Source organism: Chitinimonas arctica (genome assembly GCF_007431345.1).
Taxonomy (GTDB): Bacteria; Pseudomonadota; Gammaproteobacteria; order Burkholderiales; family Chitinimonadaceae; genus Chitinimonas; species Chitinimonas arctica.
On record NZ_CP041730.1, the window covers coordinates 3,284,749 to 3,301,229 of the forward strand.

The 16,481-nt window shown below is 61.7% G+C and carries 14 protein-coding genes; 6 read left to right on the forward strand and 8 right to left on the reverse strand.

Annotated elements, in window-relative coordinates; all coding sequences use genetic code 11:
* The first annotated feature begins 27 nt into the window (after positions 1-27).
* Positions 28-2,112, forward strand: a complete 2,085-nt coding sequence (gene glgX / locus FNU76_RS14815; protein WP_144278919.1) for a glycogen debranching protein GlgX — start codon at positions 28-30, stop codon at positions 2,110-2,112.
* 67 nt (positions 2,113-2,179) lie between these two features.
* Here the strand turns inward: glgX and FNU76_RS14820 are convergent, their stop codons facing one another.
* Positions 2,180-3,511: a TIGR03790 family protein gene (locus FNU76_RS14820; RefSeq protein ID WP_144278920.1), complete on the reverse strand. Its 1,332-nt coding sequence runs from the start codon at positions 3,509-3,511 to the stop codon at positions 2,180-2,182.
* Between the two features lie 155 nt (positions 3,512-3,666).
* On the opposite strand from FNU76_RS14820, the gene FNU76_RS14825 reads away from it, so the two are divergent.
* The 3 genes from FNU76_RS14825 (at position 3,667) to glgA (ending at position 8,106) form a co-directional block, all read left to right on the forward strand.
* The gene (locus tag FNU76_RS14825; protein ID WP_144278921.1) at positions 3,667-5,292 is read left to right on the forward strand and encodes an alpha-D-glucose phosphate-specific phosphoglucomutase; all 1,626 of its coding nucleotides are present in this window, start codon (positions 3,667-3,669) and stop codon (positions 5,290-5,292) included.
* A 61-nt stretch (positions 5,293-5,353) separates the two neighbouring features.
* Positions 5,354-6,634 carry a glucose-1-phosphate adenylyltransferase gene (glgC, locus tag FNU76_RS14830; protein ID WP_144278922.1) on the forward strand — a complete coding sequence of 427 codons (1,281 nt, stop codon included), beginning with the start codon at positions 5,354-5,356 and terminating at the stop codon, positions 6,632-6,634.
* An 8-nt stretch (positions 6,635-6,642) separates the two neighbouring features.
* The gene (glgA, locus tag FNU76_RS14835; RefSeq protein ID WP_144278923.1) at positions 6,643-8,106 is read left to right on the forward strand and encodes a glycogen synthase GlgA; all 1,464 of its coding nucleotides are present in this window, start codon (positions 6,643-6,645) and stop codon (positions 8,104-8,106) included.
* Positions 8,107-8,308: 202 nt separating this feature from the next.
* Here glgA and FNU76_RS14840 read toward each other — a convergent pair whose 3' ends face one another.
* The 6 genes from FNU76_RS14840 to FNU76_RS14865 form a co-directional block, all read right to left on the reverse strand.
* Complete coding sequence (locus FNU76_RS14840) at positions 8,309-9,505, reverse strand: hypothetical protein (RefSeq protein ID WP_144278924.1); 1,197 nt, start codon at positions 9,503-9,505, stop codon at positions 8,309-8,311.
* 273 nt (positions 9,506-9,778) lie between these two features.
* Positions 9,779-10,183: a hypothetical protein gene (locus FNU76_RS14845; protein WP_144278925.1), complete on the reverse strand. Its 405-nt coding sequence runs from the start codon at positions 10,181-10,183 to the stop codon at positions 9,779-9,781.
* A 298-nt stretch (positions 10,184-10,481) separates the two neighbouring features.
* Positions 10,482-12,095 carry a sensor domain-containing diguanylate cyclase gene (locus FNU76_RS14850; RefSeq protein WP_144278926.1) on the reverse strand — a complete coding sequence of 538 codons (1,614 nt, stop codon included), beginning with the start codon at positions 12,093-12,095 and terminating at the stop codon, positions 10,482-10,484.
* Positions 12,096-12,340: 245 nt separating this feature from the next.
* The gene (locus FNU76_RS14855; protein WP_179958125.1) at positions 12,341-12,958 is read right to left on the reverse strand and encodes a GNAT family N-acetyltransferase; all 618 of its coding nucleotides are present in this window, start codon (positions 12,956-12,958) and stop codon (positions 12,341-12,343) included.
* A gap of 112 nt (positions 12,959-13,070) precedes the next feature.
* Positions 13,071-13,397 carry a c-type cytochrome gene (locus tag FNU76_RS14860; protein WP_144278928.1) on the reverse strand — a complete coding sequence of 109 codons (327 nt, stop codon included), beginning with the start codon at positions 13,395-13,397 and terminating at the stop codon, positions 13,071-13,073.
* Positions 13,394-13,726, reverse strand: coding sequence for a c-type cytochrome (locus tag FNU76_RS14865; RefSeq protein WP_144278929.1), 333 nt, complete (start codon positions 13,724-13,726; stop codon positions 13,394-13,396). Before FNU76_RS14865 ends, FNU76_RS14860 begins: the two co-directional genes overlap by 4 nt.
* A 145-nt stretch (positions 13,727-13,871) precedes the next feature.
* On the opposite strand from FNU76_RS14865, the gene FNU76_RS14870 reads away from it, so the two are divergent.
* Positions 13,872-14,783, forward strand: a complete 912-nt coding sequence (locus tag FNU76_RS14870) for a MerR family transcriptional regulator (protein ID WP_179958126.1) — start codon at positions 13,872-13,874, stop codon at positions 14,781-14,783.
* A gap of 11 nt (positions 14,784-14,794) precedes the next feature.
* Here FNU76_RS14870 and FNU76_RS14875 read toward each other — a convergent pair whose 3' ends face one another.
* Positions 14,795-15,544, reverse strand: coding sequence for a class I SAM-dependent methyltransferase (locus FNU76_RS14875; RefSeq protein WP_144278931.1), 750 nt, complete (start codon positions 15,542-15,544; stop codon positions 14,795-14,797).
* Between FNU76_RS14875 and gloB the strand changes: the two genes are divergently transcribed.
* Positions 15,543-16,304, forward strand: coding sequence for a hydroxyacylglutathione hydrolase (gene gloB / locus FNU76_RS14880; RefSeq protein WP_223879030.1), 762 nt, complete (start codon positions 15,543-15,545; stop codon positions 16,302-16,304). The genes FNU76_RS14875 and gloB overlap by 2 nt on opposite strands.
* The last annotated feature ends 177 nt before the right edge of the window (positions 16,305-16,481 follow it).

The following is a 16,481-nucleotide window of genomic DNA, read 5'->3' on the forward strand; positions in this document are numbered from 1 at the left end:
GGACTTTCATTTTGCGGAGCACGCATCATGCCCTTGGCCCTTGGCCTCCGTCCCGGCGATCCCTTCCGGCTTGGCAGCCATTGGGATGGTGGCGGCGTCAATTTCGCCGTGTATGCCCTCAATGCCGATATGGTCGAACTATGCCTGTTCGATCCAAGCGGCCAGCGCGAGCTGGCCAGGCTGCCCTTGCCCGGCGTTCATGCCGGTGTCTGGCACGGCTATCTGGCGGAGGCCGAGCCCGGCCTGATCTATGGATTTCGCGCCCATGGCCTGTGGGCGCCAAGCCGTGGCTACCGCTACAACCCGGCCAAGCTGTTGCTGGACCCGTATGCCCGCCGCCTGCACGGCCGCTACGATGGGCAGAGCGATTTCCGCGACCATCTGCAGGGCAATCCCAGCCTTTCAGACCCGCACGACAATGCCGGCCATGCCGTCAAGGCGGTGGTGGATAGCGATGAATACGGCACTTTTTGCTTCGATTGGGGCGACGATCGAGCGCCGGGCGTGGCTTGGGAAGATACGGTGATCTACGAGCTGCATGTAAAAGGCTTCAGTGCGCGCAATCCCGCCGTGCCGGCCGAACTGCGCGGCAGCTATGCCGGCCTGGCCCATTCCGCCAGCATCGAATGGCTTAGGCAGCTGGGCGTGACCACCGTGGAATTGTTGCCGGTGGCCGCTTGCGCCGACGAAGGCCGGCTGCTGGAACGCGGGCTGGTCAATTACTGGGGCTACAACCCGCTTGCATTGATGGCGGTAGAGGACCGTTATGCGGCCGGCGACGATGCGCTCAACGAGTTCCGGTCGGCCGTGCGCGCCCTTCACGCCGCCGGCATCGAGGTCGTGCTCGACGTGGTGTACAACCATACGGCGGAAGGCGGGGCAGGCGGTCCCAGCTTCAGCCTGCGCGGCTTGGACAATCGCAGCTACTACCGCATGGCGCCGGATGGACGCTACGAAAACTGGACTGGCTGCGGCAATAGCTTGAACGTGGCGGATCCACGCTGCCTGCAATTGGTGCTGGATAGCTTGCGCTTTTGGGTACAGCAGTGCCATGTCGATGGCTTCCGCTTCGATCTGGCGCCCATTCTGGCGCGCGGTTTCGGTGGCGGATTCGAGGCGTGGTCGGCTTTTTTTGCTGCGGTGCAGGCCGATCCCTGCCTGGGCCGGCTCAAGTTGATCGCCGAACCATGGGATCTGGGGCCGGACGGTTATCGCCTGGGCGGCTTTCCGCCCGGCTGGGCCGAGTGGAACGATCTCTACCGCGATTGCATACGCTCGTTCTGGCTCCATCACGGCCCGACCCGCGGCGAATTCGCCCGCCGCCTGACCGGCTCCAGCGACCTGTTCGAGCGACGCGGCCGGCAGCCTTGGTCCAGCATCAATTTCATTACCGCGCACGATGGTTTCAATCTGTTCGACCTGGTCAGCTATAGCCACAAGCACAACGAAGCCAACGGCGAAGACAATCATGACGGGCACGGCAACAACCACAGCTGGAATTGCGGTGTGGAAGGCCCGACCGAGGACGCGGATATACAGTTGATCCGTGGCCGGATGAAGCGCGCGCTGCTGGCGACCCTGCTATTCAGCCAAGGCGTGCCCATGCTGCTGGCGGGCGACGATATCGGCCATACCCAACAGGGCAACAACAACGCCTATTGCCAGGATGCCCCCATCAGCTGGCTGGACTGGTCGGCCGCCGACCAGGTCCAAACCGCCTACATCGCCCAGCTGCTGGCGCTGCGCCGCCGTTATCCCGCCCTGCGCCACGCCCGCTGGTTCAGTGCCGAAGCGCATGGCGGCTATGAGCGGCGCGATGTGGATTGGCGCAATGCCGAGGGGCGGGCGATGACGCCGGCCGACTGGGATGGCCGCGAGCATTTCAGCCTGGCGGTGGAACTGGGCCCCGAAGGTACGCGCGAGCGCTGCCTGTTGCTGTTCAATGCCGAGGCCGGCACCACGGTTTTCCATGTTCGGCCTGGCCGTTGGCTGCGCCTGCTGGACAGTGCGGAGCCGCAAACCGGCGAGGCCTTGTTCCAGCATACGGTGGAAGTGAGCGCCAATTCGGTGTGCTTGCTGGTGCTCGATAGCGGTGGGCGGGTGACCTGGTAGCGTCTGCCGCATTCAAAATGCAAACACCCGGCCAGGCCGGGTGTCGGGTACCGAAAATCGGTTTGAATCAAAGACCAGCTTGCACCAGGGCGAAGATCGGGGAGCCAATGGGCAGGCCGTTGCGCATTGGGGTGGCCAGGTTGCCCACCAGGGTGCCTGCTGCTACGCCGGCCGGGACCGAGATGCCGGTTTGCAGAAGAACCGGGGTACCGCTGGAAACTTCGTAGACATCGTAGGTGGCGGCCTTGGTACGGTTGTTGGTACGAATGTGCAGCTGGCCGTTTTCCTGAACGATATCGGCGACGTAGTAGGGGCGTGCCAGCGGTTCGCCGATAAACAGCCCTTCCGTGGTCCAGCCAACGCTCTTCCAGTAAGCCTCCAGCAAGGAGTCGCCAGCCAGGTAGCGGTTAAGCATGATCGATGGCTTCGGGAACTTCTCGGCGTAGGCGCAAGGTTCGTGCACGGTGCCGAAGCTGCCGGTGGCGCCGGCCTTGATCAGTTCGGTGGCCTTGGTCTGGCCGTTTTCGTTCAGCATGCCGCTGAAGGAAGTCAGCGTATCGGCGAACGCACCTTCGCGGAATTGCACCTGGCCCAGGTTGGCGACGGTGGCGATGCCCAGCTGGTAGCCCAGCACATTATTGACGCCGGCCAGCGAGTTGGCCGAAGTCACGCTGACATTCACCAAGCCGCCGTTTTGCGTTTGCGACAACGTATAGTCGTTGGCGCGTGGCTGGGTACGGGTCTGGTCGGTGGTCTTCAGATACGACACGGTACCGGTCCAGGCCTGGCCATCGCCGTTGCCGGCCCGTGCGACCAGATTCTTGCTGTCGGCGTAGCTGCTGCCGCTCACCAGCAACATGGACAGGCGGCGGCTCAGGGTCGCGCCTTGCTTGGTGTTGTAAGCGGGGTTCGGCAGGGTACGGACGCAGAGGGATTGTGCCCAGTTGATGCTGTTTTCCATGCCATCGGTAAACGCCGAGGTGATGGATTGGTTCTCGACGCGGTAAGGCTTGTTCCAGGCCAGGGCCAAGGCGCGGACATTGGCGGGGATGACCAGGCCGCTGGTGGCGGCGGCGAAGTTGGCACGCGAGACGCTGTTGCTGATCGGCAGGGCCACCCGGACGATATTGGCGAGGGGGATGCCGCGGCGGCTGGCGTACTGGTTGCCCAGGGCGACGGATTCCGGATCGTTGGTGTTGACCACGATGCCGACGGTGGCGGGCACGATGGGCTTGCCGACGGAACGGTCCAGCGGAATGGCGGGGTAGGTCACGCTCTTGTTGTTGCAGCTCCCGTCCGAGTTGGTTTCGGTGCAGCGCACGATGGGTTCGTAAGCGTAAACGCTCAGGCAGGCACCGGAGACGGCAATCAGGGAGAGGGATTTGCAGAAGGCGTTCATTTCGGTGTTCCTCCATAAGCATTAGCTGATGTAGTGCATCCTACCGAAGAATTAGAACATTAGCAAATAATTATTTTTGCATTGGCAACTGTTGCTCGGAGGAAGCCCGCTGCACAGGTACCATTTGGCCCTATCTATCCAGGATCACGCTTCCCATGACTACGATCGCCAGTCCCGCATTTTCCGATCAAAAGCCCGGTACATCAGGCTTGCGCAAGAAAGTGGCGGTGTTCAGGACGCCCCGCTATCTGGAAAATTTCGTCCAGGCCACCTTCAATGCCGTGCCGCAATTGCGCGGCGCCACCCTGGTGTTGGGCGGTGACGGCCGCTTCCACAATGAGGCCGCCACCCAGACCATCCTGAAAATGGCCGCCGCCAACGGCGTGGCTCGCGTGCTGGTTGGGCGAAACGGCCTGCTGTCCACGCCGGCGGCGTCCAACCTGATCCGCCGGCACCGGGCGGCGGGCGGCATCATCCTGTCCGCCTCGCACAATCCCGGCGGGCCGGACGGCGATTTCGGCATCAAGTTCAACGCCGCCAACGGCGGACCGGCGCCCGAGGCGCTGACGGCGGCGATCTACGCCGCGACCTTGGCAATCGGCGAATACCACATCGCCGAAGTGGACGATATCGATCTGGCGCGGCTGGGCGAGTGCGAACTGGCCGGGATGCGGGTGGAGGTGATCGACTCGGTGGCCGACTACGCCAGCCTGATGCAGACCCTGGTGGATTTCGATGCGATCCGCGACTGGCTGAAGGCGGGCCATGGCCTGCGGCTGGATGCCATGCATGCGGTGGGCGGACCCTACGCCATCCGCCTGTTCGAGGATCTATTGGGCGCGCGCCTGGGGAGTGTGCGCAATGCCGCGCCGCAACTCGATTTCGGCGGCGGCCATCCCGATCCCAATCCGGTCTATGCGGCGGAACTGGTGGCCGCCATGCAAGGCGCCGGCGCCCCCGATTTCGCTGCCGCCTTCGATGGCGATGCCGATCGCAATATGATTCTGGGCCGCGACTTCGTGGTGACGCCGTCCGACAGCCTGGCGGTGCTGGCCGCCAATGCCCGCCTGCTGCCGCAGTTCAAGGACGGCTTGGGCGGCGTGGCGCGATCCATGCCCACCTCGCGGGCGGTCGATGCCGTCGCGGCAGCCATGAAATTCGATTGCTATGAAACGCCGACCGGCTGGAAATTCTTCGGCAACCTGCTCGACGCCGGCCGCATCCAGCTATGCGGCGAAGAGAGCTACGGCACCGGTGCCGACCATGTACGCGAGAAGGACGGCGTCTGGGCTGCCCTGGCCTGGCTCAACCTGCTGGCGGTGCGCCGCGAATCGGTGGGTGAAATCGTGCGCGCGCACTGGGCACGTTTTGGCCGGCACTTCTACTCCCGCCACGATTACGAAGGCATCAGCCTGGCCGGCGGCGAAGCCGTCATGGCCGGCCTGCGCGAACAGCTGGGCGGCGTGCGCGGGACCGCCGTGGCGGGCATGGCGGTGACATTGGCGGACGATTTCGCCTATACCGATCCAGTGGATGGCGCGGTGAGCGAGCGGCAGGGCGTACGGGTGGAGTTCGAAGGCGGCGCACGGGCGGTCTTCCGCTTGTCCGGCACCGGCACCGAAGGCGCGACGCTCAGGGTTTACCTGGAACGTTTCAGCGCCGATACCGCCGAACATGGGCAGGCGACCCAGGCCGCGCTGGCGCGGGTCAAGACCGCCGCCGACCAACTGGCGGCCATTACCACGCATACAGGACGGACCGAGGCCGACGTGGTGACCTGAACCTCACCGGCCGACCGGGCGGTTCGCGATCAGCCGCCGGCGAACGAAGGGGGGAAACGAGATGGATGACCTGATCATTGCCCGCCAGTTGCCGCGCCGCAGTATCGCCCTGGTCCTGGCTGGGGGGCGTGGCAGTCGCCTGAAGCAACTGACGGCCACGCGCGCCAAACCGGCGGTGTATTTCGGCGGCAAGTTCCGCATCATCGATTTCGCCCTGTCGAACTGCCTCAATTCCGGCATTCGGCGCATAGGCGTGGTGACCCAGTATAAATCGCACTCCTTGCTGCGCCATTTGCAGCGAGGGTGGGGCATGTTCCGTTCCGAGATGGGCGAGTTCATCGACCTGCTGCCGGCACAACAACGCCTGGACGAGGATACCTGGTACCGCGGCACGGCCGACGCGGTGTACCAGAATCTCGATATCGTGCGCGGCTACCGGCCGGAATACGTGGTGATCCTGGCAGGCGACCATATCTACAAGATGGATTACGCGCGCTTGTTGCTGGACCATGTGCTGCGCATGGACGCCTTGGGCGTGCAGGGCGGTGTGACGGTCGCTTGTATCGAAGTGCCGCGTGAACAGGCCAGCGAGTTCGGGGTGATGGCGGTGGACCCGGCGCGCAAGATCATCGATTTCCTCGAAAAACCGGCCGATCCGCCCGCCATGCCCGGTCGGGAAGATATGTCCCTGGCCAGCATGGGGGTCTATGTATTCGATGCCGAGTACCTGTATCAATTGCTCGAAGCGGACATCCTGCTGGCGCATAGCGAGCACGATTTCGGCAAGAACCTGATCCCGGCCGCGGTGAAGGCCGGCCGCGCCGCCGCGCATCCCTTCAGCTTGTCCTGCGTGTCCAGCTATCCCCATGCCAAGCCCTATTGGCGCGATGTGGGCACCATAGACGCCTATTGGGCGGCCAATCTCGATCTGGCCTCCATTACGCCCGAATTGGATCTGTATGACCATAACTGGCCGATCTGGACCTACCAGGAGCAGTTGCCGCCGGCCAAGTTCGTGCAGGATGCCAGCGGCGAACACCGGGTCTTCAATACGATGATTGCCGGCGGCTGCATCGTATCGGTTTCGCAGGTCAGCAATTCCGTACTCTTCAATCGGGTGCGCATCTTTCCCCATGGCGTGATCGACCAGGCTGTGCTGCTGCCGGATGTGGAAGTGGGCGAAAGCGTCCGCCTGAAAAAGGTCGTGGTGGACCGCGGCTGCAAGCTGCCGGCCGGCCTGGTGGTCGGCGACGACGCCGACTGGGACGCCACCCGCTTTTATCGCAGCGAAAACGGGGTGGTGCTGATCACGCGCGATATGTTGGCCGGGCTGCCACCTTGAGTACGGCGATGATTTCCCTGCCCAAGGTGCTGCATATCGCAGCGGAGTGCTATCCCTTGCTGAAAACCGGTGGACTGGCCGATGTGGTCGGTGCCTTGCCGGCGGCGCAGCGCGCACTGGGCGCCGATGCGAGGATATTGCTGCCAGGGTTTCCGGCTATCCGTGCCGGTATGCGGGACGCCAAGCCCGTGGCCGGCTTCGGTGCCCAATTCGGGGCCGCAGCGGTCAACCTTTGGTATGCCCGGCTTGCCGATGGCGTGCCGGTCTACATGGTGGAAGCGCCCGGCCTGTACGACCGTGGCGGCAATCCCTACGCCGACGGCAACCAGCATCCCTATGGGGATAACCACCGCCGTTTCGCGCTGCTGGGCTGGGTGGCCGCGCAACTGGCCGATGGCTATCTGGCGGACTGGCGGCCGGAGGTGCTACATAGCCACGATTGGCATGCCGGCCTGGCCTCGGCCTACCTGTGCCAGTTGGCGGCTCAGCGAGGCCGCAAGCTGGCGACAAGCATATTCACGGTACACAATCTGGCGTATCAGGGCTTATTCCCGGCCGAAGTTTTTGGGGAGTTGGGACTGCCGGCCGATTTCTTCCAGATCGATGGCCTGGAATTCCACGGCCAGCTGTCTTTTATCAAGGCCGGTCTCCACTACAGCGACCGGATCGCTACCGTCAGCCCCAGCTACGCCGGCGAAATTCAGACCACGGAACATGGTTGCGGCCTGGACGGCTTATTGCGGCAGCGTAGTGCGCGGTTGGCCGGCATCCTCAATGGGGTGGACGAGGCCCTATGGAACCCGGCCGATGACCCGGCCTTGGCGGCGCCCTTCGATGCGGACAGGCCGTCCGGCAAGCAGCAGTGCAAGTGCGCTTTGCAGGTCGAATTGGGATTGAACGTCGCGGTGGCCACGCCGATGTTTGGCGTGATCAGCCGGCTGACCGAGCAGAAGGGCCTGCACCTGGCGCTTGCCGGCGCGCAGGCCCTGCTGGCCCAGGGTGGCCAACTGGTGGTGCTGGGCAATGGCGAAGCGGCGCTGGAAGCCGGTTTCCAGCAACTGGCAAGCCGCTACCCGGGCCAAGTCGCCGTGAGCCTGGCCTTCGACGAGACCCTGTCGCACCGTATCTTTGCCGGCTGCGACGTGGTGCTGGTCCCTTCGCGCTTCGAACCCTGCGGCCTGACCCAGATGTATGGCATGCGCTATGGCGCGCTACCGCTGGCGCGCCGCACCGGCGGCCTGGCCGATACGGTGCGCGATTGCTCGCTGGAAAACCTGGCCGACGGCAGTGCGAACGGCTTCGTCTTCGAGCGCTTCGAGCAGCCCGACTTCGACGCGGCCGTACGCCGTGCCTATACCCTCTACGCCGAGCCGCCGCGCTGGCAGGCCGTGCAACAACAGGCCATGCGGCGGCATTTTGGCTGGAGCGGGCCGGCGGGGGCTTATCTGGATCTTTATCGGGTAGCGGGCTAGGCGGTATTTGTTCCCAGCCATTTTGCAAGAAATGTACCGGTTTGTATCAATGTGCATCGCGTTCGGTCTCAAGATCAATGCCCCCTACCTCTCGGCCAATCTCGGCAAACGGATGTTCCCCGCGGGCACGAATGCGGGGTATTGCTGGGTGGTGAGCCACCGCTTGAGTACGTGCAATATTTCAGTGCGTCCCCAGCAGGAATCAAGCACTCGATATATGCTTAGCTACCCGCATTTCCTTATGCGCATCGTCTTTGCCGATTGCGTTGAAAGATTCTTGAAGTAGCGCCGCTTCTGCTTGCTGTGCTGCGCTGATTTTACCGCCGGCTTCCTTTGGTTTTGGCGTAACGATAAATGTACCTCGATCGTACGGACTATTTCCGTAAGCTAATCTTTTGCTTCCATCGTTTATCAGGTAGAGCAGATCGTCGAGGGGCGTTGGGAAGTTGGCCGGCGTAGGAGAACTCTGGAGCATTCTCGGCGCAGTAGCATCCCGGCGCTTTTGACTGGTAATTTTAGCTAGACGAATTGGGGCGTCGAGTAGCGCATTTTCTTTTTGAATGATTTCGTCAATGCCTGACAGTTCCCCTTCGCCAGGCTTGTAAGCAATGGTGTATTTGTTGCCATTTTCGAATGTTACGTCACGGCTCATCGGCGTCCTCGTCAGCGAGTGGAGGGTCCGTTCGTTAGTTTTGGTATGTGACGGGCTGATTTGGTGGAGGACGCTCTCGATTGTGTCCGCGTCACGATTCGAGAAGCCCTCCTTGGGTATTATTTTGATATTGGATATGATTTTCTTTTTTTCCGCTCTTTCCAATGTGGCCTGAAGCTGTTTGTTGATGGCTTTCAGGTGGGTGATGGTCATTTCGTCGGCTTCGCGTTCATTTTCTAGCCTCCTGATCTCCGCTTTTTCGTTAGGCATTACTTTTAATAATTCACACTCTCGATCTATCGCGGCAATGTTGTTTTTACGCGCCTCGATCGATTTCAGATTGTTCTCTATTTTTTCGGTGAGAGCTGCATGTTCCTCGCTCCTTAAGAAGTTACGGTAAGACCATCCAAATGGCGAATTTGGGACCGTGTAGATTTGTTTCTCGCCAGCTGCCTTGATCGGGGTATCGGTGCCCGCACCCTGGATGGCTTCCGGGGCGTTGGCTGGCGTCGAGTCGGCCTTGGTGATGGCGTAAGGCTGTGCAGACTTGGCCGACTGTGGATTGTCGGAGAAGTTGAATGGCGTAATTGTTACGCTGTTGGAAGTTATTAACTCAACGCTGAAGACAACACTGCTGTTGCTGGGTGTGGTCCAGAGACCTTGAGCGGGCGAGTTGGTTGAATTATCAATCGGAGCAGATTGATTTTGCACTGGAGCATTTGGGCGAAGGGTGGTGGGGGAGTTCATTCGTGATAAATCTTCCATATATAATTACAAACACGCAACGGACTTAACCAAATTATTCATACTTAACTATCGAATTAAGTAGGACGACTCTATTTTAAGCGGGCGCTGCAGCTAAGCGCTTTCGATAAATGGGCGATTATTTCGAAAAACCACCGCGAAACTGCTCCGCCCGCTGCCCTTCTTGATATAAAAGCGTTTCGCCGAAAAGCGGCAGAGTGCGCAGCTGGCCGGAGTGACCCGGCCTTGATAGGAAGATGGTGATCGGTCGGGCTGCTACTTATTTTCTAAATTGGCAGCGGGAGGGGACTTGATTGATATAATCGCCTCTGAACCGTCTTTGTCGTGCCGGTAGCCGAATAGGGCATTCATTGCTTCCAGTTTGAAGGCCGTGAAAACGCTTCGCGATTTATCGAACTCATTCTCTAATCCTATCCTGTAAGAGTCGAGCGCTTTTCGTGCGTATCCGTCGGGGTACAGCATAAAATCGCCGGCCTTTAACATGCCTTGCTGCATCGACTGGGTGGCAGTGAATATGCGTTTGAATATCGCCCCGTGCTTTGGATGGTCTTCCAGTGAAATTATGGCGTCGTCAATTTTTTTTAATCCATTGTCGATTTGATCTACGATATTTGAAATGGCAAGTTTGGCGCTGGAAAAAAACGAAACTGGGTTGGTCATATCGGCATCGCTCCAGTAGTGTTGACGCTATTTAGGCAGGCGTAGTCTGAAAAGATTCGCATCGACAAGACGTCGTTTGCGCGAAAGTGGAATGGTATGCAAACTGGTTCCAAATTGCCGCTCTCGTCCTGAAATTGAGATGGCAACAGCACTTAGTGGACAATAATAGGCATCGGTCCACTTTCGGAAATTAGATTTCTTTTGCGTATTTATTGATTTTTTTCCAGAAGATCAGAAAGTTCACAGGCAAAAAAATCAAGCACCGGGCGCCCCGGCGGTTCGGGGCGGTATCCCGGCTTTATGGCGTAGCCGCCTCCCGCATATTGGCAGCCGAGGCGACCTGGTTGCGGCCATGGTTCTTGGCAAAGTAAAGCGCGGCATCGGCGGCGTGCAGCACGTCGGCCAGCTGGTTGCCGTCTTCGGGGTAGGCGGCGATGCCGATCGAAACGGTGAATTTCAAAATCCGGTCGCGATACTTCACGCCCATCTGTTCCACCGACTGGCGAAACTGCTCGGCCCGCTGTCGGGTGGTGGCAAGACTGGCGCCGTTCAGGATGACGGTGAATTCCTCACCGCCATAGCGACAGGCCACATCGCCGGAGCGCAGGCTTGATTTCAGCTGGGCGGAGAACTCGCGCAACACGTCGTCGCCCACTTCATGGCCATAGTTGTCGTTGATGGCCTTGAAGTGATCCAGATCCAGCATCATCAGGCCGACCGATCGATTGCTGCGCTTGGCGCGCCGTTCGGCATCGTCCTGGGCGCCGTCAAGGTAGCGGCGGTTGTACAGGCCGGTCAGCGGGTCGTGGGTGGCTTCGTTGAACAGTGCTTCGCGCGTCTTCAGGCCGACCAGGGCCAGGGCGGCGCGCTTGGCGACGCCATCGAGAAAAGCCGACTCGTGCAGGCCACGCGGCTGGCGCAAATGGAGCAGGCCCAGGGTCTCGCCGTTGCCGATCAACGGTACGCAGACGTGATCGCTGTCATCGCTGACATGCTGGCAATGCAGGTTCTGTTGCAAGGCATCGGCCGGATGGATCTGCCCACGCCGCAAGGCCCAGCAATTGGCGGGCGGAAAGGTGCGCTCGGCTTCCGGCAGCACGCCCCAGCTACTTTCCGCATTGACCAGGCCGGACTCGTCTTCGATCAGGTAGACCGCCCCGGCCGGCGCTTCCAGATAGCCGGCGGAAAAATTGCACAGCACGTGCGACAGCTCCTGCACAGAAACGCAGCTCTGCATCAAGTCGCCCATCTTGTTCAGTTGCTCCATTTCATTGGAGCGCGCCGCTTGCTGGCGCAGCGTTTCTTCCAGCTTGCGGTTGAGGATCTGCAATTCGTTCTGCATGCGCTGTCGGTCGGCAACTTCGCCCTGCAGGCGGGCATTGGTTTCCGCCAATTCGGCGGTGCGTTCCACCACATTGGCTTCCAGGGTTTCGGACAGCAGCCGCAGTTCTTCCTCGCTGGCCTTCAGTTCCATCTCCTTGTCCTTGCGGGCGGCGATTTCGTCCTGCAGCTTGATATTGGCCTCCGACAATTGGCGCGGACTGGGAAAGGCGCGGATCTGCGGAATCAGCCGCCATAGCACGATGGCGGTCATCAGCGAGATCACGCCGGTTGCCAGGCGCGTCCAGGCATCCAGCCAGTAGATGGGCTGCCAGATGGTGATGATGTCGAATATATGGGTGGCGCCGCAGGCCAGGATAAAGGCGGCGAACATCAGCATCACGCGGTTGAAATGCAGGTCGGCGCGGCTGCGGGTCACGATGACCAGGGCCACCGGGATACTGAAATAAGCAATAGCGATCAAGGCGTTGGCGATGACATAGGTCCACAGCAGGGTGCTGGACCAGGCAAAGCAATAGCCATGGGGTATGAAGCCGCTGCTGGCAAATAGCTGCATCAAGCCATCGAACATGTTCACCTCTTGTTGAGCATATTATTCTGCGCCAAGCAGCATGATTATCGGCGAGCTATTTCATTAATCCATGTTTTTTTAAATTAATCTTCAGCGTGGAATGCCGACGCATGGGCTAGCTCCGCTTAGCAAGCCACGTTCCCAAAACTGGCGGGATCGTATGAAAAAATCACGGCGGCGCGCCTGAGCCGGCAAGTTCCGCCAGCTCAGCTCAGCTTATGTGCTGTGGGGGGATAGTCCATCCTTCAAATGGAGGAGGCGCGGCCACTTTCTCCGACGACCAGGGATTGGGTATGGCCGCGTACCCGCCAATTTGCATTGGTCAGTGCGGTCAGGACGTGATCGCGCCATACCCCGGCGATCAGTAGGTAGGCTGGTGCATAACCCTCCCGGCGGAATCCCAGCTTGGCCAACAGGCGGCCGCTGCGTTCATTGTCCGGTAGATGGTTGGCGGATAGGCGATGCAGGTTGAATTCCGCGAAAATCCACTCGATAGCAAGCGACAAGGCGCGGTACATCCGTCCCTTGCCCCATTCGGTCACCGCCAGTGAATATCCCAGTACCGCGGCGTGGTGGGGATAGTCGGACAGGGCCGAGAAGTTGATCGTGCCGATCACCGTGCGGTCGTCGGGTTCGAGCACCAGCAAGCACGCGCTGCGGCCGTCCTGGAATTGCGCGCGATTCAGCACGATACGGGTCAGGCAGGCTTCGGCGCTGTAGTAGCTTTCCGGGCGGCGTGGCTCGACCGGTGCAAAAGCGTTTCGATTGACTTGCAGGTACGTCAGGAAGGCCGTGACATCCTGGCTGCCGGCCAGGCGAACGATAAGGCTACCGTCGGAGAGGTGAGGGGGAGTCGGCGTCATGGTGGTTCTAGCGTTCGATTGCCGGCAAGCCATTCCGCAGGGCGTCTGCCGCACTCGCGCGGTGCAGGCGCTGCCGGTGGGAAGCCGGCAACGCTGCGCGCCGCCGTGCCGGCTAACGTGCCATATTCAGCTTGCTTGGCTGCGATGCGAACCAGGCGGATAGATTGTCGATTTCGGCTTTCGACAGCGCTTTGGCCTGGTCGGCCATGATGGCATTGCTGCGTGCGCCGCTTTGGTAATCCCTTAGTGCCTTGCGCAGATAATCCGGGTGTTGGCCGGCCAGGATGGGATATTGCGGATTGGTGCTATTGCCGTCGGCCAGATGGCAGCTGGCGCAGACCTGTTCGGATTTTGCCTTGCCGGCGGCCAGATCGGCGGCTTGGGCGGTGAGCGCCAGACAGCTCAGGGCCGCGAGGGTGAAGCGGAAAGCGCGATTCATTTGGCTTCCTTCTTGGCGGCGTAAAAGGCGGCCAGATCGGCGATATCCTGATCGGACAGCTGCGCGGCGACCGCGACCATGGACGGATGCTTGCGTGCGCCGGTCCTATAGGCCTGCAGGGCCGAAGCCAGGTAATCGGCGTGCTGTCCGCCAATCTTGGGCACCCGGTACACCTCCGGATAGGCGGTGTGGTAGCCGGGAATGCCGTGGCAGCCCACGCACATCGAATTCTTCTTCGCGCCGGCCGTCGGGTCGCCCGCCGCCGCGCTTGCGGCCAGGGGCAGAGCCATCATCAGGCCCAGCGCCAGCCATGTTGGCTTGTGCTGCATTGTCACCTCCCATATAGGTATATTGCTTCAGCGGGGGAGTCGCCGAAATCCGAAGCATTGTAACGACGCGGCGGTCGGCACGCCAATGGCGGGGTATCGGCGTTATCATGCGCGCATCGTCCCTCTTCTTAGCGCTAGCGTAGACATGTCTGCTGATCCCTTGCTCGGACTCAACATAAGTGCCGTTGAGCGCGAAACCGGCCTTTCCAAGGAACTGTTGCGAATCTGGGAACGGCGCTACGGTTTTCCCCTGCCGGCGCGCGATGCCCAGGGTGACCGGGTCTATCCCTCGGAGCAGGTCGAGAAGTTGCGCCTGGTGCGGCGGCTGCTGGACCGTGGCCTGCGCCCCAGCAAGATCGTGCGGAGCGAAGTGGCCGAACTGGCACGCCTGCTGGAGAGCATGGGCAACGGCGACAAGCATGGCCAATCGGCCGCCGACATCGATCCCCTGATCCGCAGCCTGACCAGCCGTGACCTGGGCGAGTTGCAGCGCCATCTGCAAGGCGAACTGGTCGTGCGCGGCTTGCGCGACTTCGTCGCCGAATATATGCCGCGCGCCAATACCCGTATCGGCGAGGCCTGGTTCTCCGGCGAGATCGGCGCGTGGCAGGAACACTGCTATGTCGAACAGATCGGCCAGACCGTGCGCATGGCGACCAATGCCCTGAACCAGCCCCTGGCGCCGCCGCGCGTGCTGCTGACCACGCCTGCCGGCGAACAGCACGGCCTGGGCCTGCTGATGGTGGAAGCCATGCTGCGCATGCAGTCTTGCCAGACATGGTCGCTGGGGGTGTCGCTGCCGCTGGACGATATCGTCATGGCGGCCACCGAATTCGGCTGCGATATCATTGCCTTGTCCCTTTCCGCCAGTTTCCCGCAGCGCGAGGCGGCCGAACTGGCTGCCGTGCTGCGGCAACGCCTGCCGCGCGCGATCTCGCTCTGGCTGGGCGGTGCGGGCGTGGCGGGGCTGAAACGTTTGCCGGAAGGGGTGGTGCGGATAGACCGGCTGGTAGAGATCGCGCCGGCGGTGAACGCGTGGCGGGCGGGCCGGCCGTAGTCGCGGGGGAGCTATTCTTCGTGTGGGCTATGGCGGTCGGGCACCGCCACCGCCACTTGCCGGACGCGCGCGCCGGCACGCTTCCAGCTGGGGGCGATCAGGCGCATGCCGCGCACCCGCTTGACCATCTCCAGGCAGTAGACGCCGCCGCCCACGGGCCACCAGCGATCGCCGGCCGCTTCCATGAAGGCGAAACGCTCCTGCCAGCGGGGACTGCTCAGTGGCGGGGCGTAGCAGCAAATACGGCCCCCTTCCGCTTCGAAATCCAACAGGGCCAGCCAATCCTTCAGGCGGGGCAGGGAGAGGAACTGGCCTTGCCAGGGCACGCCGCGACGGCGCTTGCCCAGCCGCGCCGCACCCCACAAACTACGTGGATTGAAACCGGTCAGGACCAACCGGCCTTCCGGTACCAGGACCCGTTCGACTTCGCGCAAGACGGCACGGGGATCGGGATGGAAATCCAGGGTGTGCGGCAGCAGCAGCAAATCCACGCTGGCCGCCGGAAAAGGCAATTGGCGTGGGTCGCAGCTCAGCTGGCAGCCGTCGGACAAGCCTGCCACCAGGCGGGTAGGCATGCGATTGGCCTGCAGCAGCGGCAAGCCGGGCAATTCCAATTGCACGGCGTAGTAACCGAACACATCGGCCACTGCCCGGTCAAAGAAACGACGCTCCCGCTCCAGCACATACTGGCCCAGCGGGCTGGCCAGCCACACGGCGAACTGCTCGTGGGACGGCAAGGAATTGATATTGGAGACACGCATGCTGGCAATCCTGCCTGTTCCTATCCTCAAGGACAACTATGTTTGGTTGCTGCACCAGCACGGCCTGGCGGTAGTGGTCGATCCCGGCGAGGCCGCACCGGTCGCGGCGCGGCTGGCGCAGTTGAATTTGCGGCTGGCCGCCATCCTGATCACCCACCATCACGGTGATCATACCGGCGGTCTGGCCGGTCTGCGCGCAGCGTTTGGCTGCCCGGTCTTCGGCCCGCCGACCGTTACCGGCGTGGACCGCCCGGTGGCGGAGGGCGACCGGGTGGCGCTGGACGATATCCAGCTCCGCTTCGACGTCATGGCCGTCCCTGGCCACACCCTCGACCACCTGGCCTATTTCGGGCATGGCGCGCTATTTTGCGGCGACACCTTGTTCGCTTGCGGCTGCGGCCGCCTGTTCGAAGGCTCGCCGGCCCAGATGCAGGCCTCGCTGGCCCGGCTGGCCGCGCTGCCGGGCGACACGCTGCTGTGCTGTACCCATGAATATACGCTTGCCAACGAACGCTTTGCGCGCGCGGTGGAGCCGCACAATGCCGCCTTGCTGGCGCGCATGGAACACGATGAGGCGTGCCGCTCCCGGGGCGAGCCGACGCTGCCCGGAAATTTGGCTTGCGAGGCTGCAACCAATCCCTTTCTGCGCTGGTCAGAACCGGCGGTTATCGCGGCGGCTCGACTTCATGGCGCGCTCGATGATAGCCCGCGGCAGGTTTTTACCGCGCTGCGCCGCTGGAAGGACGATTTCCGGGCCTGAGCCCGATATGCGAGCTGGGTCGTTCAAGCCCGGTAAATGCTGGGTCTGTGGCACTTGTCTTGCTCTTTCCGTTTGATTATTAAGGCATTTCTGGTTGACGCTCGGCCTTTGTCGCCCTACCATCGCGGCAGTTATCACAACGGCATGTCCCATCGTTTTCATTCGCTGAGACATGCC